We start from the raw sequence: 23,461 nt of genomic DNA, 5'->3' as shown, positions 1-23,461 counted from the left end.
CCCCCGCACGGAAAATCCGTACGGGGGGCTGCGAATAATTTGGGCTATTCGTTTTTTTTTAAAAACTCGCCTGGAAAGTCACTTCAATATCGGTCTCTCCACCGGCGGGGGCAGGGTTGTTGATGCTGATGCCAGCAGCCGTTTTGTTGGGCTCGTGGCGGAGGATGACGGTGAAATTTCCACTGGAAGAAGCGCCCGTGTTCACGGTAGTAACCAGGCCGAGGGGATTGCCGTCATCGTCAGCATCCGCGTAGGCGAAGGTCAGGTTGAGGCCGCCAGCCACCTGGAAGAAGAACTGGTGCTCCTCATCTTCTTCCTGAATTTCCGCCGTGATGCTCTCCACATTGGTAGGGTCAGAGGCGTTGAGCAGTTCGAGGCTGCCCGTGTAGGTAGTGTTGGGGGCCAGCGTACCGGTAGAGGTAATCTGGGGTGCCTGGCCGCCGTCTCCGTCGGCATCTTTGAAGGTGAAGACAACCGTTTCGGGACCGCCGATGTTTGGAGTCAAGGTCAGCGTCAGGTCGGTAATTACCTCTTCTTCGTTGGGGATTACGGGGTCATCATCATCGTCGCAACCAGCAACGAAAACAACAAGCAACAATAGGAGAAGAGGGTAGAATCTGGATGGATTAAACATACGGATTGGTTTTTTGTGGTCACGCAAAGGTACACCCCTTTTCAAATAATGCAACAGTGTTGCAATAAAATTATGCCCGGTATGTCCCGACGAAATACGAAGACCCAGGAAGCCGTCCTGACCCTGCTGCGTGAGGAGCAATACGCTATGAGCCACGAGGGGATCACCGCCAAGCTGGAGGAGCCCATCGACCGGGTGACGATCTATCGCATCCTCAACCGTTTCGTGGAAGACGGCCTCGTTCACCGGATTGTGGCCGACGATGGGCGACAGTACTTTGCCAGTTGCGCGAAAAACTGCGCCCACGACCTGGCAGCCCACAACCACCTTCACTTTCGCTGCACTTCCTGCGATCGCGTAGAGTGCCTGCAGGGGCCGCTGGGCGTTGAGCTCCCGGCCGGCTACCGGGCGGACAACTACAACATCGCCGTTTCCGGGAGTTGTAAGGAGTGCCGGGAAGAGTAGCCGCTGCACAGTTTTCTTCACACTTAGGCCGTAGGGTCACCAACAGACGCCAGGGCTTGAGACCATATTACTCGTTCACGTATCCACCCATTCACTAATTGAAACCTTCTCTTTTTTCTCTTCTTCTTATGGGCTTGGCCGTTTGCCGCCTGGTGGGGCAGGCCCAAAATCCGATCATCCACGCCGATGTCCCCGATATGTCGATCATTCGGGTGGGCGATAGCTACTACATGAGCAGCACCACGATGCACTTAAGTCCGGGGCTGCCCATCATGAAATCGCAGGACCTGGTCAATTGGCAGCTGATCGGCTATGCCTATGAACGCCTGGTGGAAAACGACGCCATGAATTTGGAAAACGGGCAAAGTGCCTACGGACGGGGTTCGTGGGCCAGCTGCCTGAATTACCACGCGGGCGTTTTCTACGCCTCCACCTTTTCGGCGACTTCCGGCAAAACCCACGTCTACAGTACCAAAGACATTGAAAAGGGGCCCTGGCGCGAGCAAAGTTTTGCCCCGGCCTACCACGATCACAGCATCTTCTTCGACGACGATGGCAGGGTATACATGGTTTACGGCGCGGGCAAATTGCACCTGCTGGAGTTAGCGGCCGACCTCAGCGGGGTGAAGCCAGGGGGGCTGGACCAGGTCTTAATCGACAACGCCAGTGCTCCGGCCGGCGATGACATCATGTTGGGCGCGGAGGGTTCCCAGCTGTACAAGGTAAACGGGAAGTATTACCTTTTCAACATCACCTGGCCCCGGGGTGGGATGCGCACCGTGGTCATCCACCGGGCCGATCGGCTTACCGGGCCGTGGGAGGGTAGGGTAGGCCTACAGGATATGGGCGTGGCCCAGGGGGGCTTGGTGCAGTCCCCCGACGGACGCTGGTTTGCCTACCTTTTTCAGGACAGCGGTGGGGTGGGGCGCATCCCCTATCTCGTGCCGGTAACGTGGGAGGCCGGCTGGCCCGTCCTGGGAACAGAGGGCAAGGTACCGCTCCGGCTGGCGTTGCCCGCCAGTGAAGGGCTGGTGCCCGGAATCATTGCTTCCGATGATTTTGAGGAAAAGGAATTGGGACTCGTCTGGCAATGGAACCATAATCCCGTGCCGGAAAATTGGTCGCTCACCGCCCGTAAGGGCCACCTGCGGCTCAGTACGGGCCGAAGGGATACGAGCTTTGTCATGGCCCGCAATACGCTTACCCAACGGACATTTGGCCCAAGCTCCAGTGGCATCACCAAAATTAAAGTATCGGCGATGCGGCCGGGAGATTTCGCCGGACTGGCCTTACTACAGAAAAATTATGGGCTGTTGGGCGTAAAGGCGGAAGAGGGCCAGAAATACCTCACCGTGGTCAGCGCCGCCACGGGCGTTCCGGTGGAAATGGCACGCATTCCCCTGCGCCGAAAAATTATTTTCCTGAAGGCCTCTTGTGATTTTCGGGAGCGCAGGGATACGGGGCAGTTTTATTACAGCCTCGACGGTAAAAAATGGACCGAATTTGGCCCTCCGCTTCCCTTGCCCTATACGCTTCCGCATTTCATGGGCTACCGCTTCGGTCTTTTTAATTACGCCACCTTGGAAAGGGGCGGATACGTCGATTTCGACTATTTCAGGGTGAGCGGGAAGTTATAGCGCTGGCCCTAAGCCAAACATTGCCTTCAAGGATTTGCCTGCACCTGCGAACGCGCCCAGGAACGGCCCTGAGCGGACATTTTAATTTGGCCTCCAGGCCTGCTTGCCTTATTCCGGTGTATTTTATCCGCTTTTTTGCGCGGCCGCAGGTGCAGGGAAAAATACAGGAAGCAATGGCGGTAAAACGAGCGATGAAATGGCCAAAAAAAGTACAGAAACTACCTGGATTTAAACCGCCCGCGCTACATTTTTTCCACCGCGCTGAACTGCTGAAGGGCCTCCTCGGCCTCACAGCCGTACATTAATGCCGGTCCGCCACCCATCAATACGGCCACGCCGATGGTTTCCATTATTTCGGCGCGGCTGGCACCGGCCTGTAGTGCATCGTGGACGTGAAAGGCAATGCAACCATCGCACCGTACGGCAATAGCAACGCCCAAGGCAATGAGTTCCTTGGTTTTGGCATTCAGCGCACCGTCGGCAGTACTTGCCCGGTGCAAGGCCCCGAAGCCTTGCATCGTATCAGGAATGGCCTGCCCGATGCGGCCCATGGATTGTTTAAGCTCAGCATAGCGAGCGGGAAAATTTTGCATAACAGAATAATTTAAAATGCGGAAGGTGGTTCCACTGCAATATATTTAAAATGCCCCTTGACCGCTCTTTATGGTCAGATGATTCTTATGGTTAAAAACCTACTGCGCCTGCTGATTAAATTTCACCAGTTAGCGGCACGATCAATAAAGGAATACCGCAAGAACCAATGATCTCGGGTATTTCCGAGCCATTAATCAGAAGGTCAAAAAAGCTTCGTTGGTGCCGGCCCAGAATCAGGAGATCAATATCCCGCTCAAGGGAATAATCAATGAGGGTATCCGTCACGTTTCCCGGGGGCAGGAGATCGAAGTCCACGGCGTAGTGGGGAAAGTCCTTACGCAGGACTTCCCGCAGCAGGTTCAGCTCCGGCACCTCACTGGCACTTTCGCCGTGGTACAAAACGTGGGTGAACCGCATGTGCGGGGCGAGTCCTTTTTGGAGGAAGGCGGTCTTATCGCTCAGTACCACGAGGTTACGCACCTCATCGAAGGCAATGGCCGCCTGTTTGATTTGCGGTACGCCCGCATTCTGGGGAACGAGCAATACCGGGCACTCCGCCTGGGTGGCTACGCCCTTCGCAACGCTACCGAAGACGGGCGTAACCCGGCTCGGGATGCCGGACCCTACGCCGCCCATTACGATGAGGGCCGTGTCTTCCTCTTTGCCTAACCTGACGAGCTGGGCGATGGCGCTGCCCACTTCCTCGCGGCACTTGATGAAGGGTAAGTCGCCGTCCGCCCCGAGGCTGCCCGTGAAGGTCTGCGCATCGGTGTGCTCAGCAACAAATTTTTCGAGGCGCTCCCGCACCCGGCCCCGGATGCGGGCACTACCTTTCTTGATGACAAAGGCCTCATCTCCGTCGTAACCATCGTGGATGTGGACGGCCTCAAGGTCGTACCCCGTCACGTCGGCCAGGTAACAACCAAAGCGGAGGGCGTCTGCCGAAGTGCCGGAGAAATCGATGGGGACAATAATCTTCTGCATGGTTAGGGTATTTTCTTTCCCCAAAATTCCGGCTTATCTCCCGTGCGGGCGATGATGAGAATCATGGGGGGAGATGATTTTGGACGCTCTACCTGGCCCCAATGCACCAACGTGTATTTGGCCAATCGCCTGGCTGCGGATCTCATCCGCCCACTTTACTGAAGATTAGGTGGTTAGTCCCCGGTGAAACGGTGGTTATGGGCGGGGATGTTCGGTCTTTACTCAAACCCGTGCAGCAGACTATTCAATTATTTAATTATTCAATTACTAGCCACGCTGCTGCCTATCGGCGGTCAATCCCTGTCCCCATGCGGCAGCCCCTTTAATTCCTTACTCCTTTCCCCCCTTAATCCCCTTCCCCATTAGCATAATCCGTCGGCGACATTTTAAACTGCTTCTGAAAACTCCTCCCGAAGCTGGTCGCTGAATTATACCCCACCATTTCCGCGATTTCGTAAATCTTGTATTGCTTGCCGCGCAAGAGGCTGGCCGCTTTTTTCAGACGGGTGATGTTGATGAGTTCGTTGGGGCTGAAGCCGGAGACGTCCTTGATTTTTCGGTAGAGGGTGGAACGGCTCATGTGCATGCGCTCGGCCAGGTCCGTCACGTTGAGTTCCGGGTCAGTGATGTTTTCCTGGATGATGACGTCGAGCTTTTGCAGGAACTGCTCATCTACCGGCGAGTGGGCAATGCTCTGGATGTGGGCCAGCGGCGTACTAGAGAAATGGTCGAGGATGTGCTTACGGTTCGTGAGGAGGTTGCTGACCCGCGTTTTCAGGTAGTCCATCGAAAACGGCTTGGCGATGTAAGCATCCGCACCAGCCTCAAGGCCCGACATTTCGGAGGTAAGGTTGTTCCGGGAAGTAAGCAGAATAATGGGGATGTGGCTCCACTCCAGGTTATTTTTGATAATGCGGCACAGTTCAAAACCGTCCATGCCCGGCATCATCACGTCGCTGATGACCAACTGGATGTTCTGGCTCTCCAGAATTTGCAGGGCCTCCTCGGCCGTGGTGGCCTTCAGGACGGGGTAATGGGGCAGCAGGTCTTTAGCAACGAAATCGAGCAGATCCAGGTTATCCTCCACCAGCAGGATGGTGGAGCGCAGGTTCTGGGTCCCCAGCGCCGGGTGCTGCGTGGAATGGTCTTCCACCTTTACCCATTTTTTAGAGGGCGTCAGCTCAAAATTATCTTTTTGGAAAAGGGGGAGCGTCAGGACGAAGGTGTTGTACTGCGGAGTGCTCAGGTCCAGCTGCAAACTGCCCTCGTGCAACTCCGCCAGCGAGTAAGCCAGAGAAAGCCCGATACCGGTTCCGGGCAGCGCCTCGTGGTCGGGCAAGCGGTAGAAGGGCTGGAAAATCTTCTCTTTTTCACTGGAAGGGATGAGCATTCCGTCGTTCTGAAAGCGGATGGTCAGCTGGGATTCGGTAGCGGAAAGGGTAATCCGCACTTGCTGCTCGCCGTACTTAATGGCATTCTGGTAGAGATTGCCCGTTATCTTCCGAAAGGCCTCCATATCTACGTAAGCCAGCACCGCCTCCTCGGCCAGGTTATGGATAAGCTCCATATTTTTTTCCTCCAGCGTTGCCGTGTATTGCGCAATCGTGTCCGTCAAGGCCCGGTTGATGTCCACCAGCACAAAGGACAGGGTAGTGTGCTCCATTTCCGTTTTCCGGAAATCCAGCAACTGTTGCACCAGATTGACCAGCCGAAGGGTATGCTTATGGACCAACGATAAATTATCCGCCAACACCGTACCTGGCGCAGCCTCATTCAGGAGTTTTTCCACGGGGTTTTTGATGAGCGTCAGCGGTGTAAGGATCTCGTGGGATACGTTGGTGAAAAACTCAATCTTGGCCCGGTAGATTTCCTTTTCCTTTTCATTGTCGAACAACTCCATCTTTTGCAGCGTCCGGGCCTTGTTGTAGCGGTGGTAAAAGCGCAGGGCGTACAACAGCAGCAAGGCACCCAGCACCACGTACAGCAAATAGGCCACCTTGCTTTTCCAGAAGGGTGGGCTGATGTAAATGCGCAGTAAATCCTCCGGTGCCCCCCAGTCGCTGTTGTGGATGCGGGATTTAACGCTCAGGGTATACTGCCCCGGCGGCAAGGAGGTGAAGAAAACCTTGTTGGTATTGCCGGTGCTGATCCAGCCATCGTTCAGCCCCCGCAGTTGGTAGCTGTATTCCGTCAGCCCGGGCGTAACGTAGTCGAGCGCGGAATAGGAGACGTTAAAAGTGGACTGGTCGTAGCCCAACCGGACCACCGCCGTCGCTTCTCCCGCCTTTTTCTCGGCCGTGGGGTGCTCCGCCGGCCGATCCCCGAAGGCCAGCACCGCAAAGTCAGTGAGCACCAATCGGTCTCCCGGCGCCTGCTTGCTGAAGCGGGTATCGTAGGGGTCGAAAGAGATGAAACCCTCCACGCCCCCGAAGTACATCCGGTCGTTGGCATCTCTGAAAGCAGAGCTGTAGTTGAATTGGTTGCTCAGCAGCCCGTTCTCCGTCGTGTATTTGTCCAGCTGCTTACTGCCGGGGGCGAAACGGACCAAGCCGTTAGCAGTACTCAGCCAGAATTTCCCCAGTTTGTCTTCCAGCACCGAGTAAAATACATTGCTCGGAAATCCGTCCTTTTTCCCGTACTGCGCGATGGTCCCGCTGTCGGGGGAAACTGCGTTCAGGCCATTTTCGGTGGTCACCCACACCGTACCATCCGAGCTTTGAAAAATGCCATTGATGGCATCGTTGCTGATGCGGAATTGGGGTGCTGAGCCCTTGCTGTAGATCCGGCCGGTATTTTTGGCAGGGTGGTGGTAAAACAGCCCGTCCCAGTACGTCCCGGCCCACTGCCCGCCGTCGCGGTCTTCCAGAAAGGACGTGTAGAAATAGTTGGGCGCAAAGAGGGTATCCGCCTCAAATTTCCCCAGGTCCTGGCGGTAACGGTGGATCCCCGAAGCCGTCAGGGCCACAATCGTGCTGTCGATGGTGGTTTTGAGGGAAAAGACGAAGTTGCTCCGCAAGCCACTCTCCGCACCCGCCACCAAATGCCGTTTCACCCGTCCCGTCTGGATGTCCAGAATGAAAAGGCCGTTCTGGAAGGTTCCTACCCAGAGTTCGTTATCACGCACCAAGAGGCCGTGCACGTTGGTGGCCACAATTTGCTCATCGGCCGTCCGCAGGGGAAAGTGATCGAATTGGCCAGTCCGGGGGTTGTAGCGGTCCAGCCCTTCGTCTTCCGTCCCGATCCAGAGGTTGCCGTATTTGTCTTGCTGGAATTCGCGGACGGCCGAGCCGCCCACCGAATTTTGCCCAGCTACGGGCTGGAATTTACGGAAGCTGGTCAGCGCCTCGCTGTAGTAGTTGAGGCCCCGGAAGTAAGTCCCCACCCACACGCCCGCCCGGCTGTCTTCGAAGAGGCTGTAGATCGCATTGTCGGAAAGCGAAAAGGGGCAGGCATTGCATTTTTGCAGGTGCACCGTCGTTTTGCCGTAGACGTTGTAGACGTACACGCCATTCTCCGTGCCAATCCACAGGTCATTGCCGCGCAGCAGGAAGTCGCGGACGTACAAGCGGTTGTCTTTCTGGTCCAGAATGGCCATCGAGGTCCGGTTCGGAAGGTCGTAGAGGAAAGCGCCGTGGCTGACGGTACCGACGGCCAGCGTACTCTCGTTGAGGAAATAGATGCTGGAAATCACCAGGGGGAAGCCGTTGGAACCGGCCTGCAGCTCGAGCCGCAGGAAGTCGTCGGTAACGGGTTGGTGCAAAAACACCCCCCCGGCGGTGGCCAGGCAGAGGCGCTTGCTGGGAGACAGGGCAATTTTACGCGCGGCGTGCAATTCGGGTGCCGCGTAATTGCGCAATTCCCCGCTGCTTTTGTTCAGCTGCCGCAGGGTGTCGTCGGCAATGAACCAGAGTTGGCCGGAAGCGTCGTTGGCCACGTCGAGAATGGGTTGCTTGGCCGTGGTGGCCACCAGCGCAAAGCGGCCGTTTTTCGGGTCTCCGGAGTACAGGCCGCTGTCGGTGCCCACCCAGAGTTTCCCCTCCGCAAAGTCGATGCACTCAATGAAGTTGCTGCCAATGCTCTGCGGGATGTTCTCGTCGGATTGGTACCACTTGAATTGGTAGCCATCGAAGCGGTTCAGGCCGTTTTTGGTGCCGAACCAGAGAAAGCCATCGTCATCCTGCGCCGCACAGTGGATCGTGTTGTGCGAAAGCCCGTCCGTCACCTCATACTGCCGGAAGTAGTATTCCTGGGCCTCCACCACGCCGGTGGTCAGCACGAGAAGTGCCAGCAGAAGTCCCGAACGGAAGGGGTGAATGCTTTTCATAAGTTGTGTTGCTTCTCCCCCTTTGGGCGTTGGGGGGCTTTGCTCATTGTCCTAACTCCCCCCTTCGGGGGGTCGGGGGGGAGCACCTGCGTCCGCGCCCAATGTCCCAAAAAGTGAAGCAGGGCGCGGCCGCAGGTGCAAAGAACGTTGAAATGCGGGGATTGAACGGCAAGCCAGCCGCTACTTCCCCTCCACCATTTGTGCCAGCCTCACAACCATTTGTTGCAAAGGCAATAAAAATGGCCCAAGCGGCTGATTCTGAACGAAATAGCCCCGACAATGAACGGTCGCGCTTCCCCCATCCGCCCGGGCTGCCGCTACCTTGCACGGCACAAGGTTAAGCACGGAGGCCAGCGCAGTTGGCGCTCCCAAACCGGAATTCAAAACTCATTATTATGTGTCAGTCGATCATCCAAAAAGTCTTCATCACCCTGCTCCTGCTGTGCAGCCTGGCTGCGTATGCGCAGGGGCAAACCTCCGTTACCGGCACGGTAATGGAAGGCGATCAGCCGCTCATCGGGGCCACCGTAATGGTACTCGGCACGGGCAGTGGCACCGTCACCGACCTCAACGGTGCCTTCCTCCTGGCCAACGTTGACCCCACCGATTCCCTCTCCATCAGCTACACCGGCTACCGTACCGAAGTGTTCGGGCTGGCCGGCCAAACCAACTTCACCGTACAGTTGGTGCCCGATGCGACCGACATCGATGAGATCGTCGTTATCGGCTACCAGACGGTACGGCGCTCGGACCTCACCGGGGCCACTTCCGTCGTCAAAGCCGAAGAGATCAATAAAACGGTGTCCAACTCCCTGGCGGAGTCTTTGCAGGGGCTTACCTCCGGGGTGACCGTCCGCAACGGTGGCGCGCCAGGCGAAGGGTCCGTCATCGAAATTCGCGGCGCAGCCAGCTTCGTTAATACCAATCCCCTCTACGTCATCGACGGGATGATTGCCGACGCCAACGTGACCTTCAACAACAACGACATCGAAAGCGTCCAGATCCTCAAGGACGCCTCCGCCGCCGCCATCTACGGTTCCCGCGCCGCCAACGGCGTAATCATCATCACGACGAAGAGCGGCCGCAAAGGCCCCATCAAGCCTTCCTTCAGCATCACTTCCGGCATCCAGAACATCCCCAACCGCTGGGACCTGACCGATGCCAATGGCTACGCAGAACTGCAGCGGACCAGCTTCACCAACTCCGGCCTGCCCGTGCCACCTTCCGTGGGCGATGACTTTGACCCGACGATCAACACCGACTGGCAGGAAGAAATCCTCCGCACCGGCAATACCCTCGACGCCAACTTCTCGGCCAGCGGCGGTTCCGATGCCCTGAGCTTCTTTGCCTCGGCCAGCCACTTCCGCAACAAGGGCGTCGTCATTGGCCGCGACTTCAACCGCACGGCCCTGCGCATCAACAGTACCCTCAACCTGGGCCGCATCACGGTGGGTGAAAACCTGGTGGTGACCGACAACAACATCACCCGCCCGCTGGGCAGCTTCGATACTGGCAACCCCTTCTTCGATATGGCCACCATGCTGCCGGTCATTCCCGTACAGGGCGATCGTTACATCTCCGATACCAACCCCGCCGGCTGGGGCATCGGAACCGTCGATGCGGTGTCTTTCTCCAAAAACCAGGTGGCCGTCACCGATCTCCTCCGCGAAAAAGTGAACTTCCTTAAGCTGATCGGCAATGCCTTCGTGAAAGTGGACCTGCTCAAGGGCCTCAGCTACAAGTTCAACGTCGGGATTGAATCCAGCAACGACCTGGCCAAGGGCCTGCGCCGCTTCGGGGTGACGCAGTTCAACGCTGCGGTGCGCCCCAGCTTTGTCCAGGATGTCCGTGTAGACTTCGGCAGTCTCCTCCAGGAGCACACGCTGAACTTTGACCGTAGCGCAGGCAACCACAACTTCAGCAGCGTCATCGGTATTTCCGACCAACAAACCAGCCGCAATTACACCCTGGCTTCCCGCAGCGACATCGTGGAAAGCAACGGGGTACCCTTCGATCAGATCAACGCTGCCACGGGTGAATCCCTGGCCGAAGGCGGGATTACGGACGACTACCGCACCATCGGTTTCCTCGGCCGCATCAACTACAACTACGCCGAAAAATACTACCTGACCCTGACCGGGCGGGTGGATCAAGACAGCCGCTTCAGCGAAGACAACCGCACCGGTGTCTTTCCCTCCATCGCCGCATCCTGGCGCATCAGCAAGGAGAATTTCTTCAACGTTCCCTGGATCAACGACCTCAAAATCAATGCTTCCTACGGCACCCTGGGCATCGTAACCCTGGGCTCCTGGGACTGGCGGGGCACCATCAACAACAACCCCCGGGCGGTGCTGGGCAGTATCGGCGTAGGATCCTACCAGGCGGGCCTGGTTAACCCCGACTTACGCTGGGAAAACCGCAAATCCCAGAACTACGGGGTGCAGGCTTCCTTGCTGGACTACCGGGTAACGGTCTCGGCGGCCTACTACAACATCCTTTCGGAGGATGCCCTGGTGACCAACCTCCCCATCGCCCTTTACCTGGGCAACCTGGGGGGCAGCCCACCGGTCAACGCTGGCTCCATCCGCAATACCGGCCTCGAATTCGAAGCCGCCTACACCCAGCAAGCCAAGCGCCTGAAGTACAACGTTGCCGTTAACGTCACCACCATCAACAACACCGTAGAAAGCGTCGGCAACCAGGGCGAAGGCATTGACTACATCCAGACCGGCCTGACCCGCTCGCGCGTCGGTGAATCCCTCGGCGAATGGTACCTGCTGCAAACCGACGGCATCTTCCAGAACCAGGCCGAAATCGACGCCCACGCCCTCGAAGGCAACCTGATCCAACCCTTCGCCCGTCCGGGTGACATCCGCTACGTGGACGTCGACGGCGACGGACAAATCACGGACCAGGACCGGACCTTCACCGGCGAATCCCCCTGGCCAACCCTCCAACTCGGTGGGCAGCTGGGCCTGGCTTACGATAACTTCGACCTCTCCGCCCAGTTCGTCGGCGTTTTCGGCAACCAACTCTTCAACTCCGTCCGCCGCGAACTCGATTCCTACCAGAACACGAACTTCCGCGCGGACGTCAGTCCCTGGACCCCACAGAACACCAACACGGATGATCCCCGGATCGGGGTGGCCACCAACGACCAGGGCCTGGTCGACAACGCCCGCTTCAACAGCGACCGCTGGCTGGAGAGCGGCTCTTACTTCCGCCTGCGCAGCCTGCAGGTGGGCTACACCCTGCCCCGCGCGCCCCTGGCGCGGATGAACATCAGCAGCCTGCGGATTTCCCTGAGTGCGCAGAACTTATTTACCCTCACGAAGTACAGCGGTCTGGACCCCGACGTACAGGGCAACGGCATTTTGGAACGTGGCGTAGACGCCGGAAACTGGCCATCGAGCCGCATCGTTTCCGCCGGTCTTAACCTGGGCTTTTAGACAATCTAATTGCCGACGGGGCAACCCGCCCCGTCACTCCAACCACCACAAATAAAAAACAATGAAGTACTCCATATTATTCCTTTTCCTGATCGTCTGCTGCCTGTCTTCGTGCGACGATGAGCTGGACATCCCGAATCCCAACCAGATCACCAACGAGAGTTTCTGGCAGGACGGGATAGACGCCGTACAGGGCGTCAACGCCTGCTACAGCACCCTTCACCGTCCGGGTTTTTCCCGCTGGCAACCGATGCTGTATGACTTGCGCTCCGACGTAGGCACCAGCAACAGCCCCTGGAGCGAGCTGGCCAACGCCATCAGCCGCTTCATTCAACCCAATTCTAATTTTGGCCCCGTCGTGGATGTTTACGTAGACAATTACGTAGGCATTTTCCGGGCCAATCAGGTCATTGCCAATGTTCCGGGCATTGATATGGACGAGACGCTCAAACAGCGGGTACTGGGGGAAGCCTACTTTTTCCGGGCCATGCACTACTACCATCTGGCCAGTTTGTGGGGCAACGTGCCGCTGCAACTCGAACCGTCCACGCCTGCGGATTTGCCCCCGAATTCACCGGAAGCGGTGGTTTGGGCTCAGGTCATTGAAGACCTGACCCTGGCCGCACCAAACCTTCCCCTGCGTTACTCCGGCGCGGATGCCGGGCGCATCACCCGGGGCGGTGCGCTGGCCCTGCTGGGCAAAGCCTACATGCAAATCGGTGATTATGGCGCGGCCGCAGGTGCATTGGAATTCTTTTTCAGCGGGGAAGGTGCCAATGTGTACCAGCTTACCGAAGACTACTCGGACAACTTCCAGATTTTCACCGAAAACAATGCGGAGTCGGTCGTAGAATGGTGGTACGCGGATAACCCCCTGGAATTCACCGACCAGGATACCCAGACGCCGAACCACAACTTTGGCACCTCCCTGGCCCAGTTTTACGCCCCTCCCGGGATTGGCTTCACCGACGGCGAAGCCCTCCGCTGGCCCATTTCCGAATTTGAGGAAGAGCGTACTTTGGACGACATGCGGGACCCCCGCCTGGCCGCCACCTACCTCTACAATTTCACGAACGAGGCTGGTCCCGATGCCACGCAGATTTACGGTGCCAGCTGGACGCAGCGCTACGGGGCGGATAACAACCGCGTCTTCTTCCGCAAATTCCTCAACGATCACCACAAGAATGAGGAAGGGTTCCGTTCCACGAACAACTACCGCTTCATTCGCTTTGCGGACGTCCTGCTGATGTACGCCGAATGCCTCAATGAACTGGGCCGGACGGCGGAAGCGTACCAGTACGTTGACCGCGTACGCGCCCGCGTTAACCTGCCGGCCCTGTCGGACGTAATGCCCAACCTGAGCCAGGCGGAATTCCTGGAGCAGATCAAGCACGAGCGCCTGCTGGAGCTGACGGGAGAAGGCCACCGCTTCAACGACCTCAAGCGCTGGGGAGACCTCGGCCCTCAATTGGCCGACCGGGACCCCGCCTTCAACAATTTCCAGATCGGCAAACACGAGTTGTTGCCCATTCCACAGAGCGATCTGGACATCAATCCTAACCTGACCCAAAACCCCAACTGGTAAGCGTCCTGCGGAAAAGGAGTGGGCTTGCCCCGTTGTTATTGTGCAACGGCGCAAGCCCTCGCTCCGCTTTTCGCTGCAAAATTTTTTCCCTTGTCAATGTACCCTTTCGCCGTGACCAAACCGAACCCTTCTTCCTACTTCTGGGCCGCAGCCTTGCTGTTTTGCCTGAGCAGTTGGGGATGCACCAACCCCGAAGAAACTACGGTAGTGGTGGATCCGCCCACTGAACAACCTAAGACCTTCACCAACCCGGTCTACAATGTGGGCCCTGACCCCTGGGTCATCCAGCACGACAGCACTTATTACGTCACCTATACGACGGGCCGGAACATCACCCTCATCGCCACCAAGCGGATGTCGGAGTTGAACACGGGCAATGCCCAGGCCCGGGTGGTGTGGACCCCGCCAGCTACGGGCTTCAACTCTAAAGAGATCTGGGCTCCGGAGCTGCACCGCATCAATGGCGTCTGGTACGTGTACTACGCGGCCAGCGACGGCGAAAACCGCAACCACCGCATGTGGGTCCTGGCCAACGACAATCTCGATCCGCTCACGGACAACTGGGAAGACCTCGGCGAACTGGAACTGCCCGACGACAAGTGGGCCATCGACGGATCGCCCGTTGAGATCGGAGGCCAACGCTACTTCGCCTGGTCGGGCTGGGAAGGCGACGTCAACGTCCGCCAACTCATCTACCTGGCTGAAATGGAAACACCCACCCGGGTGGTGGGAGACCGGGTGAAAATCCTTGAACCCACGGAAAACTGGGAAAAAAACAACGTCTCTCCGGAAGTAACGGAAGGGCCTCAGTTCCTGCAACGCGGAGATTTCGTTTTCCTCTTCTATTCCGCAGGCGGCTGTTGGACGGATGGGTACAGCATCGGAGCCCTGTGGATGGACAAGAACGCCGACCCGATGCTGGCCGAAAGCTGGTCGCGCATCGATACCAACCCCCTGTTCGTCAGCAATGCCTCTGCCCAGGCCTACGGACCAGGGCACAACTCCTTCTTCACTTCCCGCGACGGGACGGAAGACTGGATTCTCTACCACGCTAACCCGCGGCAGGGCATGGGGTGTGGCGACGACCGCAGCATCCGCATGCAAAAAATCACCTACGCCCCCAACGGGTTTCCGCTGCTGGGCCAACCCGCCGCCCTTGGCCAGCGGATCCCCGTACCCGCCGGGGAGTAGGGTAGGGGGAATAAGGGCCCATTTTTTCTACTTTCGCTCCTTCTTCCCAACTGCTCTGGTGCCGAGGTTGCCAGCTAGTTCTTTACCCATTTTCCAGGATTTCAAATTCAGCAAGTAATGCCCATTCGATCAGCAAACGGAAACTACCGCGCCCTATCACTTAGCTCCTTTTTCGTCCTGTTGGTATTCGCCCTGGGCAGTTGCCAGAACAACAAGGAGGCTAACGAATCAGCGGACCAAACTGCACAGGATACCGCCGCTACTTTTCAGAATCCCCTGGACGTGGAATTTGGCGACCCCTACATCCTCGACGACGGCAGCGGAACCTACTACATGTACGGAACGGGCGGCGGGGCTGTGGACGGCTTTTCCGTTTACTCCTCCAAAGATTTGGTAAATTGGAATTATGAAAATCAGGTTTACCACGGCAATACGGCCGATAGTTGGAACGAAAGCGCCTTTTGGGCCCCGGAGTGCTACTTTTTTGATGGTAAATACTACCTCTTCTACAGCGCTAACTGGAAACACAATCCTACCAACGAAGGGGAGAACTTTCACATCGGGGTAGCCGTGGCCGATGACCCCAAAGGCCCTTTTGAGGACCTCCAAAATAAGCCCTTATTTGAACCGGGTTACCCCATCATCGACGCCAATGTGTTCCGGGACGATGACGGCAAATTTTACCTTTACTATTCCCGCGCCTGCTACAAACACCCCGTGGAGAGCGAGGTGGCCGACTGGGCCAAAGCGGAGGGCCTGTTTGACGAAATCGAAGAAAGCTGGGTCTACGGCGTGGAATTGAGCCCCGACTTTAAGTCCGTCATCGGCGAGCCAGTCCTTTTGCTCCGTCCGCCGGTTAAAATGGACGACGCCAACGCCGAATGGGAAAGCCGCTCGGTGACCTCCGGTGAAGTGAACAGGCGGTGGACGGAAGGCTCCTTCACCTTCAAGCACCAGGGCACCTACTACATGATGTATTCGGCCAATTTTTACGCGGGTGAGAACTACGCCGTCGGCTATTCCACCGCCACCGCGCCGCTCGGCCCCTACACCAAGGCGGACAATAACCCCGTCCTTCAGAAGAATGTAGCCGAGGGCGGCGAAGTGACTGGCACTGGCCACAACAGTGTTCTCTTCCTCGAAGACCAAGGGAAAATGTACAGCGTATACCACGGCCGGACGCAATCGACCGGCGAAGAGCGCGTCGTTTTCATCGATGAAATGACCATCGATGCCAACGGAAAACTGGAAGTTGCTGGGCCAACAACCAGTCCGCAGCCAATGATTATTACCGACTCCAAATAGGCATGGAGGCCGGGGGCGTCCACTGCTTTCTGTGGCCTTACCTTGCACCTGCGGCCGCGCCCCGTTCCGACGTTAGGGGCCAGCCGCCGATCACCGACTAAACGAAAGGAAAAACCATGGCTATTCGCATCTTCATCATCGTTGTTTTGCCGCTGCTTTTGGGGGCGTGCAGTGAAAAAGTAAGCCGGGGAACGGCCGCAAAAAGCTCCGGAAACCCCATCTTCCCGGGCTGGTACGCAGACCCCGAAGGCATCGTCTTCGGAGACACCTACTGGGTCTTCCCGACCTATTCCGATGATTTCGATAAGCAGCTCCACCTCGACGCTTTCTCGAGCAAAGACCTGGTCACCTGGACCAAGCACCCGAGCGTGCTGGATACCAGCATCGTGCCCTGGGTCAAGCAAGCCATGTGGGCACCCAGCGTGCTGGAGCACCGGGGCAAATACTACCTTTTCTTTGCCGGTAATGACATTCAGAACCCCGCGCGGCCGGGCTACAATGCCAGCTACGATAAGTACAAAGAAGGCGGCATCGGGGTCGCGGTGGCCGATGCCCCGGGCGGCCCCTACCGCGACCACCTCGGCAAGCCGCTGCTGAGCGAATTTTACAATATGGCCCAGCCCATTGACCAGTTCGTCTACCGCGATACCGATGGCACCGTGTACTTCTTTTACGGCGGCTGGGGCCGTTGCAACCTGGGGCGTTTGAACAACGATTTTACCGGGTTTATCCCCTGGGAAGACGGACAGCTCTTCCACGAAGTGACCCAGGAAGGCTACGTGGAAGGCCCTTTCATGTTTAAGCGTAAGGGCATTTACTATTTCATGTGGTCGGAAGGCGGCTGGACCAACGGCAGCTATAAAGTGGCTTACGCTACGGCACCGGCGGTCACCGGACCTTACACGCGGCAGGGTACCATCCTGGAATCGCAAGAGGGCGTAGCTACCGGAGCTGGCCACCACTCCGTCATCCAGATCCCCGGCAAGGACGAATGGATCATCGTCTACCACCGCCGCCCGATTCCGAACGAAGACCGCGACCACCGGGTCACCTGCATGGACAAACTCGCCTTCAACGACGATGGCACCATCAAGCCAGTGGTGATGACTTTCACTGGCGTCCCGGCCGTGCGCTAGCTTTAACCCGCTTGCCTTTCCTTCCTTTATCCGCAAAACTTCATCATGCAATCCGTAGCAAAATTTTTCTTCCCGCTCTTCCTCCTCTGCCTGTTCAGTGTGCCCATTGTCGCCCAGTGGGCACCCGCCGGAGACAAGATCAAAACGAAGTGGGCGGAGCAGATTGCGGTGGATAAGGTCTTGCCCGAATACCCCCGTCCGCAGCTCGTCCGTAAAGACTGGAAGAACCTCAACGGTTTGTGGGATTACGCCATCCTGGAAAAGGGGAAAGCCGAGCCGCAGCAGTTTGCGGGAAAAATCCTGGTGCCCTTCGCCGTAGAATCCAGCCTTTCCGGCGTGATGCAGGAAGTTGGGGCCGAAAAAGAACTCTGGTACCACACGCGTTTTGAGGTACCCACTACCTGGAAAGGGAAAGACGTTTTGCTGCACTTCGGTGCGGTAGATTGGCGGGCGGACGTGTGGATCAACGACATCAAAGTGGGCACCCACGAAGGCGGCTACACGCCGTTTTCTTTTGACCTGACGCCGTTTTTAAGCGCCGAGGGTAGCCAAAAGCTCGTAGTAAAGGTATGGGATCCCACCAGCGACGGTCCCCAGCCCCGCGGCAAGCAGGTCACTAAGCCCGAGGGTATCTGGTACACCGCCGTGACGGGCATCTGGCAAACCGTCTGGCTCGAAGCCCTGCCCCAGCAGTACATCCTGGACCTGAAAACGGAAACCGACATCGACGCAGGAAGCGTCCGGGTGGCCACCCAACTCAAGGGAGCAAGCTTTGGTGACGTCGTGGAAGTGACCGCCACCGACGGCGACCGCACCGTGGCCACGGCAAAGGGAGCCGCCGGGCAAGACCTCGTGCTGGCCGTGGCCGATGCCAGGCTTTGGTCTCCGGAGCGTCCCTTTCTCTACGACCTGCGGGTGAGGCTGCTGCGGGCCGGGAAAGTAGTCGACGAGGTAGAAAGCTACTTCGGCATGCGGAAAATCGCTATGAAGAAAGACGAATTCGGGATCATCCGGATGCAGCTGAATAACGAGGACTATTTCCAGTTTGGTCCCCTGGATCAGGGTTGGTGGCCCGACGGCTTGTACACCGCGCCGAGCGACGAAGCCCTGCGCTACGACATTGAGAAGACCAAAGAACTGGGCTTCAACCTCATTCGCAAACACGTCAAGGTGGAACCCGCCCGCTGGTACACGCACTGTGATCGCCTGGGCATCCTCGTCTGGCAGGATATGCCAAACGGTGACCGTAGCCCGCAGTGGCAAAACCACCAGTACTTTGAAGGTACCGAGTTGAAGCGGAGTCCGGCCTCCGAAGCGATTTACCGCAAGGAATGGAAAGGCATCATCGACCTCCTGGATTCCCACCCCAGCATCGTCTCCTGGGTGCCCTTCAACGAGGCCTGGGGACAGTTTAAAACCGAAGAAATTGCCGAGTGGACGAAGGCTTACGACCCCAGCCGCCTGGTGAACGCCGCCAGCGGAGGCAACTTTTACCGGACGGGCGACATCGTCGATCTCCACAATTACCCGGGGCCGGCCATGTACCTCTACGATGCCGAGCGCACCAATGTGCTGGGCGAATACGGCGGAATCGGCCTCGCCCTGGAGGGCCACCTCTGGAAACCCGACAACAACTGGGGCTACGTAAAATTCAAAAATTCGGACGAGACCACCGCTCAGTACCTCCAGTATGCGATGGAACTCAAAAAGCTGGTAAAGGCCGGTTTTTCCGGGGCCATCTACACGCAGACTACGGACGTGGAGGGGGAAGTCAATGGCTTCATGACCTACGACCGAAAAGTGGACAAGATGGACATCGCACGCGTGCGGAAGATGAACCAGGAAATTATCGGGGTTTTGAAGAAGTAGGGTAGGGCATCGGAACAGCACCGCAGACCTTTCTCCCAACCTGCTGCTTTCACTCGCCAAACACGTAATCCACCGGCAGCAGCCACGCCAGGCCGCGACTGCCCATGTCGCCTGAAAAGGTCAGGGAGGCATCACCAAAGGCGCCGCCAGCGAGCAGCAGGCAGCGGTCTTCCTGGACGAAGCAGCGGGACTGTACCGGCTGTTGTTTGCGCCATTTTTCCGGCGGGAGCGGGCGTTTTTGTTGGTCGGCGTAGTACAGAATGGCCAAGGAGCGCCCCGCCAGGCCGCGCAACTCCCAGGTACCGTCTTCGCCGGGATGGAGGTAATCACGGAGTAGGATGTCCTGCACGATTTCCCCGCGCCCCGTGGAATCTTTGCTGACTTCCAGCACCCGAAAACCGTTTTCGGTCAGGGTTCCGGCGAGTAGGGCGCGGGCAAAGTGCATCGCCGACCCGAGGTAGGCCCGCTCGCGGTTTTTGCGCTGTTGGGCGTTTTGCTTGGCACTGGGGGCGAAGAAAAAGGTGCCAAGCAGCGTCCGGCTGCCCGACCGGTAATCTGCCTCGAAGTGGTTGAGGTCCATTTGCAGGGTGTAACCTAAATGAGGGAGTCGGATCGTGAGCGGGCCATTGGAAACCGCCTGGAGGTTCGTGGCCTCTTCAAAAGTGTACGTACTGCCATCGGCAGACCAGCGGCCGTCGCTCCGCTCCGCACTTAACAGAAGTTGGCGCATCCGCTCATTGTGCACCTGTATCGTTTGCGGGCGGTAGTCGCGGTCGAAGCGGAGTACGTTGTCGTTTTGGAAAGTGGATTGCTCGCCCCATTCATCGGCCCCCAGCAACAAGGTTTTAAACTCTGCCAAGGTCTTTTGCCGCAGGTTGCGGTCGGTGACTTCCACCCCAGCCAACACCCGTTCCCGGGCCTCCATGCGGATGCTCAAGGGGCCTGGGTCAGCGGTCAGGGCCAGCACTTGGTTGGTGTAGCTGAGGTGGCTGATCACCAGGTTGGCCGGTAAAACGACGTTGGCGAGGGTAAACCGACCAGCTTCGTCGGTTACGTCGCCCTTGCTCGTTCCATCCAGGTAGACGGTGGCGAAGCCGAGAGGTTCACCCGTCTGTGCATCGGTGACGGTGCCCGAGAGTGTCCCTTGGGCCTGCGTAAAGGCAGTGGTAAAGAGCAGAAGGAGCAAGAGAAGGCTAGGCATGGAGGGGGGGTGTAAGCGAAGAGAGCTAATTTACTACAAATGTAGTTTTTAAATGATTTAGTTGGGTGGCCAAGGCGTGGGTAGGAACGATCAGAAACCCTCCAGTCAGCGAGTTTCCCGAAGCCTCTGTCGGGTGAAAGTCCGACTTTTCTACGGTGAAAGCCTTGCACAGTAGATTATTTTGTTGGTAAAAAAGAGTTTGAACGAAAGAAAATCTTACTACATTGCGGCAAGTTATTTTGCTTCCTTCCGCAGCGAAAGTTTTGGTTTTGCCCGCGGGAGAAGCTCATGAGTCCTTTCAACTGTCCAATTTTTGATCATGGCAAATCTCCTTTGGTTACAAGGGGGCGCGTGTAGTGGCAACACGATGTCCTTCCTTAATGCCGAAGAGCCGACCGTTCCCGAACTGGTCGTCGACTTCGGCATCAACATTCTCTGGCACCCCAGCATCGGCTTGGAAATTGGGGACCAGGTTACTGACTTGATGAACGACATCAAGGCGGGTAAAACCCAGCTCGACATCCTCGTCTTCGAGGGAAGCATCATCCAGGGCCCCAACGGCACCGGGACGATGAACTATTTCGCAGAGCGGCCGATGATGGACTGGGTCCGGGAACTCAGTGAAGTGGCTGGCTTCGTCGTAGCCATTGGCGACTGCGCCACCTGGGGCGGCATCCCCGCCGTCCCGCCCAACCCCAGCGAAAGCACGGGGCTCCAGTTCCACAAGAAAGCCAAAGGCGGCCTCCTGGGGTCGAACTACAAAAGCAAAGGCGGCCTGCCCGTCATCAATATCCCGGGCTGCCCCGCCCACCCCGACTGGGTAACCCAGATCCTGGTCGCCATCAGCACTGGCCGCATTGGCGATGTCTTGATCGACGACTACCACCGCCCCAAGACTTTCTTCACGGACTTTGTGCAAACGGGCTGCCCCAACGCCATTTCCTTCGCCCAAAAAGTCGATGGCCACTTCGGCAAGCGCGGCGGTTGCCTCTTTTACGAAGTCGGATGCCGGGGGCCTATGACCCGCGCCAGCTGCAACCGCATCCTCTGGAACCGCCAAAGTTCCAAGACCCGCGCCAACCACCCCTGCCTGGGATGTACAGAGCCGGGCTTTCCGCACCACGACCTCAAGAAAGGCTCCGTTCTCAAAACGATGAAGCACCTGGGCTTTTTGCCGAAAGACGTCCCTACCGGAGTCTCCAAATTCGGCTACTACACCCGTGCGGGCTTTGAGAAGGTCCTCGGCGGGCTGGAGAGAGTGACCGGAACGATGCAGGAACATTTCGAAACGAGTAAGTAAACAACGCTTGCCCTGAGCCCGCCGGAAACTGGCGGACCGGGCATACAAAGACCAGTGGTCGATCAGAAAATCCATTATGTCACAAATCAAAGAACTCAACATCAGTCCGGTAGGTCGCGTAGAAGGTGACCTGGACGTCAAGGTGGTCATGGACGGCGGCGTCGTGACCAAGGCTTATACCCAGGCCGCCATGTTCCGCGGCTTTGAGCAGATCATGGCGGGCAAAGACCCCCAGTCGGGCCTCATCGTTACCCCCCGCATCTGCGGCATCTGCGGTGGCAGCCACCTCTATTGCGCTTCTTCTGCACTCGACACGATCTGGAAAACGCAACTGACCCCCAACGCCCTGCTGCTACGGGCCATCGGCCAGGCCACGGAAACCATCCAGAGCATTCCGCGGTGGTTTTACGCCATCTTCGCCACCGATATGGCGAATAAGAAATTCGCTCATCATCCGCTTTACCAGGAGGTGGTCAAACGCTTTTCTGCCTACGTTGGCACATCCTTCCAGCGGGGTGTGGTAGCGTCCGGCCGTCCGGTAGAAGTCTACGCCCTCTTCGGTGGCCAGTGGCCCCACTCTTCCTACATGGTCCCGGGTGGCGTCATGTGCGCCCCCACCTTGAAGGACATCACCCGTGCGGTGGCCATCATGAACCAGTTCCGCAACGACTGGCTCGAAACCATCTGGCTGGGTTGCTCCATCGAGCGCTACCTCCGCATCCAGAGCTGGGAGGACCTCATGGAGTGGGTAGAAGAAAACGAGAGCCAGAAGAATTCCGACCTGGGCCTGTTCATCCGCGCTTCCCTGGAGTTTGGGCTTGATAAGTTCGGACAGGGCGTCGGGAAGTTCATCGCCTACGGAACCTATCTGCACAAAGACCTCTACAACCGCCCCACGGTGGAAGGGCGGCAGCGTGCCGTTATCAGCCCCGGTGGTTTTTACGACGGGAAGAACTTCCACGCTATGGATCACCTCAAGATTCAGGAACACGTCAGCCACGCCTGGTACCAGGACGTAGCGGCAGCCCACCCCTGGAATGAGCCCCTGCCCACGCCCCTGGAAAGCCAGACGATGCACAATACCGACTGGGGCGGCAAGTACAGCTGGAGCAAGGCCCCGCGTTTCGATGGCTACGCCGCCGAAGCCGGCCCCCTGAGCCGCGTCATTATGGCGGGCAACCCCGACAATCTTGACCACCAGATCAAGGACCCGCTCTTCCTCGACATCATGCAGGAGCTTGGCCCCAGCGTCTTCACCCGCTCCCTGGCCCGCGTACACGAAGCGCCACGCCTCTACAACCAGATCATGGAGTGGCTCAGCCAGGTCGACCTCGACGGTGAGTTTTACATCAAGCCCACCGAGCAAGACGGCAAAGGCTGGGGTGCCACCGAAGCCGCCCGCGGGGCACTCGCCCACTGGGTGGAGATTGAAGACGGCGTCATCAAAAACTATCAGGTGATGGCCCCCACCACCTGGAACGTTGGCCCCAACGACGACCAGGGCAACGCCGGCCCCATCGAAGCCGCCCTGGAAGGCATCGAAGTAGCCGATCCGCACGACCCCGTCGAGGTAGGCATGGTCGCCCGTTCTTTTGACTCCTGTCTCGTCTGCACTGTACACGCCCACGACGCCAAAAATGGCGAAGAACTGGCTAGGTTCAAATTGTAATCAAGGCGTTACAAATACCTGAAAATGAGTGTTTTCGGGGGCGCGAGCGCAGGTGCATTGTAAAGCTTAAGGAGCGGGGAGCGGCCCAGGGAAACCAATGCCACTCCCCGCCCTCTTA

Annotated in this window: 15 protein-coding genes; 10 read left to right on the top strand and 5 right to left on the bottom strand. The window is 57.7% G+C overall.

The genetic code is table 11. The features are described 5' to 3' along the window. Positions 1-58: 58 nt before the first annotated feature. Positions 59-634, bottom strand: a complete 576-nt coding sequence (locus H9S92_RS13170; protein ID WP_187467173.1) for a type 1 periplasmic binding fold superfamily protein — start codon at positions 632-634, stop codon at positions 59-61. Between the two features lie 81 nt (positions 635-715). Between H9S92_RS13170 and H9S92_RS13165 the strand changes: the two genes are divergently transcribed. Both H9S92_RS13165 and H9S92_RS13160 read left to right on the top strand, forming a co-directional pair. Further along, complete coding sequence (locus H9S92_RS13165; RefSeq protein WP_187467172.1) at positions 716-1,099, top strand: Fur family transcriptional regulator; 384 nt, start codon at positions 716-718, stop codon at positions 1,097-1,099. A gap of 128 nt (positions 1,100-1,227) precedes the next feature. Further along, on the top strand, positions 1,228-2,736 hold the full coding sequence (locus H9S92_RS13160) for a glycoside hydrolase family 43 protein (RefSeq protein ID WP_187467241.1): 1,509 nt from the start codon (positions 1,228-1,230) through the stop codon (positions 2,734-2,736). A 242-nt stretch (positions 2,737-2,978) separates the two neighbouring features. Here the strand turns inward: H9S92_RS13160 and H9S92_RS13155 are convergent, their stop codons facing one another. The 3 genes from H9S92_RS13155 to H9S92_RS13145 all read right to left on the bottom strand — a co-directional run bounded on the left by H9S92_RS13155 (position 2,979) and on the right by H9S92_RS13145 (position 8,638). Next, positions 2,979-3,329 (bottom strand): carboxymuconolactone decarboxylase family protein, encoded by a 351-nt coding sequence (locus tag H9S92_RS13155; RefSeq protein ID WP_222936097.1) that lies wholly within the window; start codon positions 3,327-3,329, stop codon positions 2,979-2,981. A gap of 115 nt (positions 3,330-3,444) precedes the next feature. After that, a complete protein-coding gene (locus H9S92_RS13150) occupies positions 3,445-4,314 on the bottom strand; it encodes a universal stress protein (RefSeq protein WP_187467171.1) in 870 nt (289 codons plus the stop codon). A 346-nt stretch (positions 4,315-4,660) separates the two neighbouring features. After that, entirely contained in the window at positions 4,661-8,638 is a 3,978-nt protein-coding gene (locus H9S92_RS13145) for a hybrid sensor histidine kinase/response regulator transcription factor (RefSeq protein ID WP_187467170.1), read from the bottom strand. Between the two features lie 395 nt (positions 8,639-9,033). Here H9S92_RS13145 and H9S92_RS13140 point away from each other — a divergent pair, with 395 nt between their 5' ends. The 6 genes from H9S92_RS13140 (at position 9,034) to H9S92_RS13115 (ending at position 19,173) form a co-directional block, all read left to right on the top strand. Continuing rightward, positions 9,034-12,087, top strand: coding sequence for a SusC/RagA family TonB-linked outer membrane protein (locus tag H9S92_RS13140; RefSeq protein WP_187467169.1), 3,054 nt, complete (start codon positions 9,034-9,036; stop codon positions 12,085-12,087). Between the two features lie 61 nt (positions 12,088-12,148). Next, positions 12,149-13,672, top strand: coding sequence for a RagB/SusD family nutrient uptake outer membrane protein (locus H9S92_RS13135; protein ID WP_187467168.1), 1,524 nt, complete (start codon positions 12,149-12,151; stop codon positions 13,670-13,672). A gap of 96 nt (positions 13,673-13,768) precedes the next feature. Next, the gene (locus H9S92_RS13130; protein ID WP_222936096.1) at positions 13,769-14,863 is read left to right on the top strand and encodes a glycoside hydrolase family 43 protein; all 1,095 of its coding nucleotides are present in this window, start codon (positions 13,769-13,771) and stop codon (positions 14,861-14,863) included. Positions 14,864-14,980: 117 nt separating this feature from the next. Beyond that, complete coding sequence (locus tag H9S92_RS13125) at positions 14,981-16,168, top strand: glycoside hydrolase family 43 protein (protein ID WP_187467166.1); 1,188 nt, start codon at positions 14,981-14,983, stop codon at positions 16,166-16,168. Positions 16,169-16,290: 122 nt separating this feature from the next. Continuing rightward, complete coding sequence (locus H9S92_RS13120; RefSeq protein WP_406612183.1) at positions 16,291-17,304, top strand: glycoside hydrolase family 43 protein; 1,014 nt, start codon at positions 16,291-16,293, stop codon at positions 17,302-17,304. Positions 17,305-17,349: 45 nt separating this feature from the next. Continuing rightward, positions 17,350-19,173 carry a glycoside hydrolase family 2 protein gene (locus H9S92_RS13115; protein WP_187467164.1) on the top strand — a complete coding sequence of 608 codons (1,824 nt, stop codon included), beginning with the start codon at positions 17,350-17,352 and terminating at the stop codon, positions 19,171-19,173. A 49-nt stretch (positions 19,174-19,222) separates the two neighbouring features. Here H9S92_RS13115 and H9S92_RS13110 read toward each other — a convergent pair whose 3' ends face one another. Further along, positions 19,223-20,374 carry a carboxypeptidase-like regulatory domain-containing protein gene (locus H9S92_RS13110; RefSeq protein ID WP_187467163.1) on the bottom strand — a complete coding sequence of 384 codons (1,152 nt, stop codon included), beginning with the start codon at positions 20,372-20,374 and terminating at the stop codon, positions 19,223-19,225. A 319-nt stretch (positions 20,375-20,693) separates the two neighbouring features. On the opposite strand from H9S92_RS13110, the gene H9S92_RS13105 reads away from it, so the two are divergent. Then, entirely contained in the window at positions 20,694-21,674 is a 981-nt protein-coding gene (locus H9S92_RS13105) for an NADH-quinone oxidoreductase subunit B family protein (RefSeq protein WP_187467162.1), read from the top strand. A gap of 76 nt (positions 21,675-21,750) precedes the next feature. After that, a complete protein-coding gene (locus H9S92_RS13100) occupies positions 21,751-23,343 on the top strand; it encodes a nickel-dependent hydrogenase large subunit (protein ID WP_187467161.1) in 1,593 nt (530 codons plus the stop codon). The last annotated feature ends 118 nt before the right edge of the window (positions 23,344-23,461 follow it).

It is taken from the genome of Neolewinella lacunae (assembly GCF_014349155.1).
Classification (GTDB): Bacteria; Bacteroidota; Bacteroidia; order Chitinophagales; family Saprospiraceae; genus Neolewinella; species Neolewinella lacunae.
Note: the sequence above shows the minus strand (reverse complement) of the source record. Positions and strands in the feature narration are given on the sequence as shown.

Coding starts and splice junctions, on each gene's coding strand:
- H9S92_RS13170 (WP_187467173.1), bottom strand. CDS start 634: ATGTTTAATCCATCCAGATTCTACCCTCTTCTCCTATTGTTGCTTGTT.
- H9S92_RS13145 (WP_187467170.1), bottom strand. CDS start 8,638: ATGAAAAGCATTCACCCCTTCCGTTCGGGACTTCTGCTGGCACTTCTC.
- H9S92_RS13130 (WP_222936096.1), top strand. CDS start 13,769: ATGTACCCTTTCGCCGTGACCAAACCGAACCCTTCTTCCTACTTCTGG.
- H9S92_RS13140 (WP_187467169.1), top strand. CDS start 9,034: ATGTGTCAGTCGATCATCCAAAAAGTCTTCATCACCCTGCTCCTGCTG.
- H9S92_RS13110 (WP_187467163.1), bottom strand. CDS start 20,374: ATGCCTAGCCTTCTCTTGCTCCTTCTGCTCTTTACCACTGCCTTTACG.
- H9S92_RS13125 (WP_187467166.1), top strand. CDS start 14,981: ATGCCCATTCGATCAGCAAACGGAAACTACCGCGCCCTATCACTTAGC.
- H9S92_RS13135 (WP_187467168.1), top strand. CDS start 12,149: ATGAAGTACTCCATATTATTCCTTTTCCTGATCGTCTGCTGCCTGTCT.
- H9S92_RS13165 (WP_187467172.1), top strand. CDS start 716: ATGTCCCGACGAAATACGAAGACCCAGGAAGCCGTCCTGACCCTGCTG.
- H9S92_RS13100 (WP_187467161.1), top strand. CDS start 21,751: ATGTCACAAATCAAAGAACTCAACATCAGTCCGGTAGGTCGCGTAGAA.
- H9S92_RS13150 (WP_187467171.1), bottom strand. CDS start 4,314: ATGCAGAAGATTATTGTCCCCATCGATTTCTCCGGCACTTCGGCAGAC.
- H9S92_RS13105 (WP_187467162.1), top strand. CDS start 20,694: ATGGCAAATCTCCTTTGGTTACAAGGGGGCGCGTGTAGTGGCAACACG.
- H9S92_RS13160 (WP_187467241.1), top strand. CDS start 1,228: ATGGGCTTGGCCGTTTGCCGCCTGGTGGGGCAGGCCCAAAATCCGATC.
- H9S92_RS13155 (WP_222936097.1), bottom strand. CDS start 3,329: ATGCAAAATTTTCCCGCTCGCTATGCTGAGCTTAAACAATCCATGGGC.
- H9S92_RS13115 (WP_187467164.1), top strand. CDS start 17,350: ATGCAATCCGTAGCAAAATTTTTCTTCCCGCTCTTCCTCCTCTGCCTG.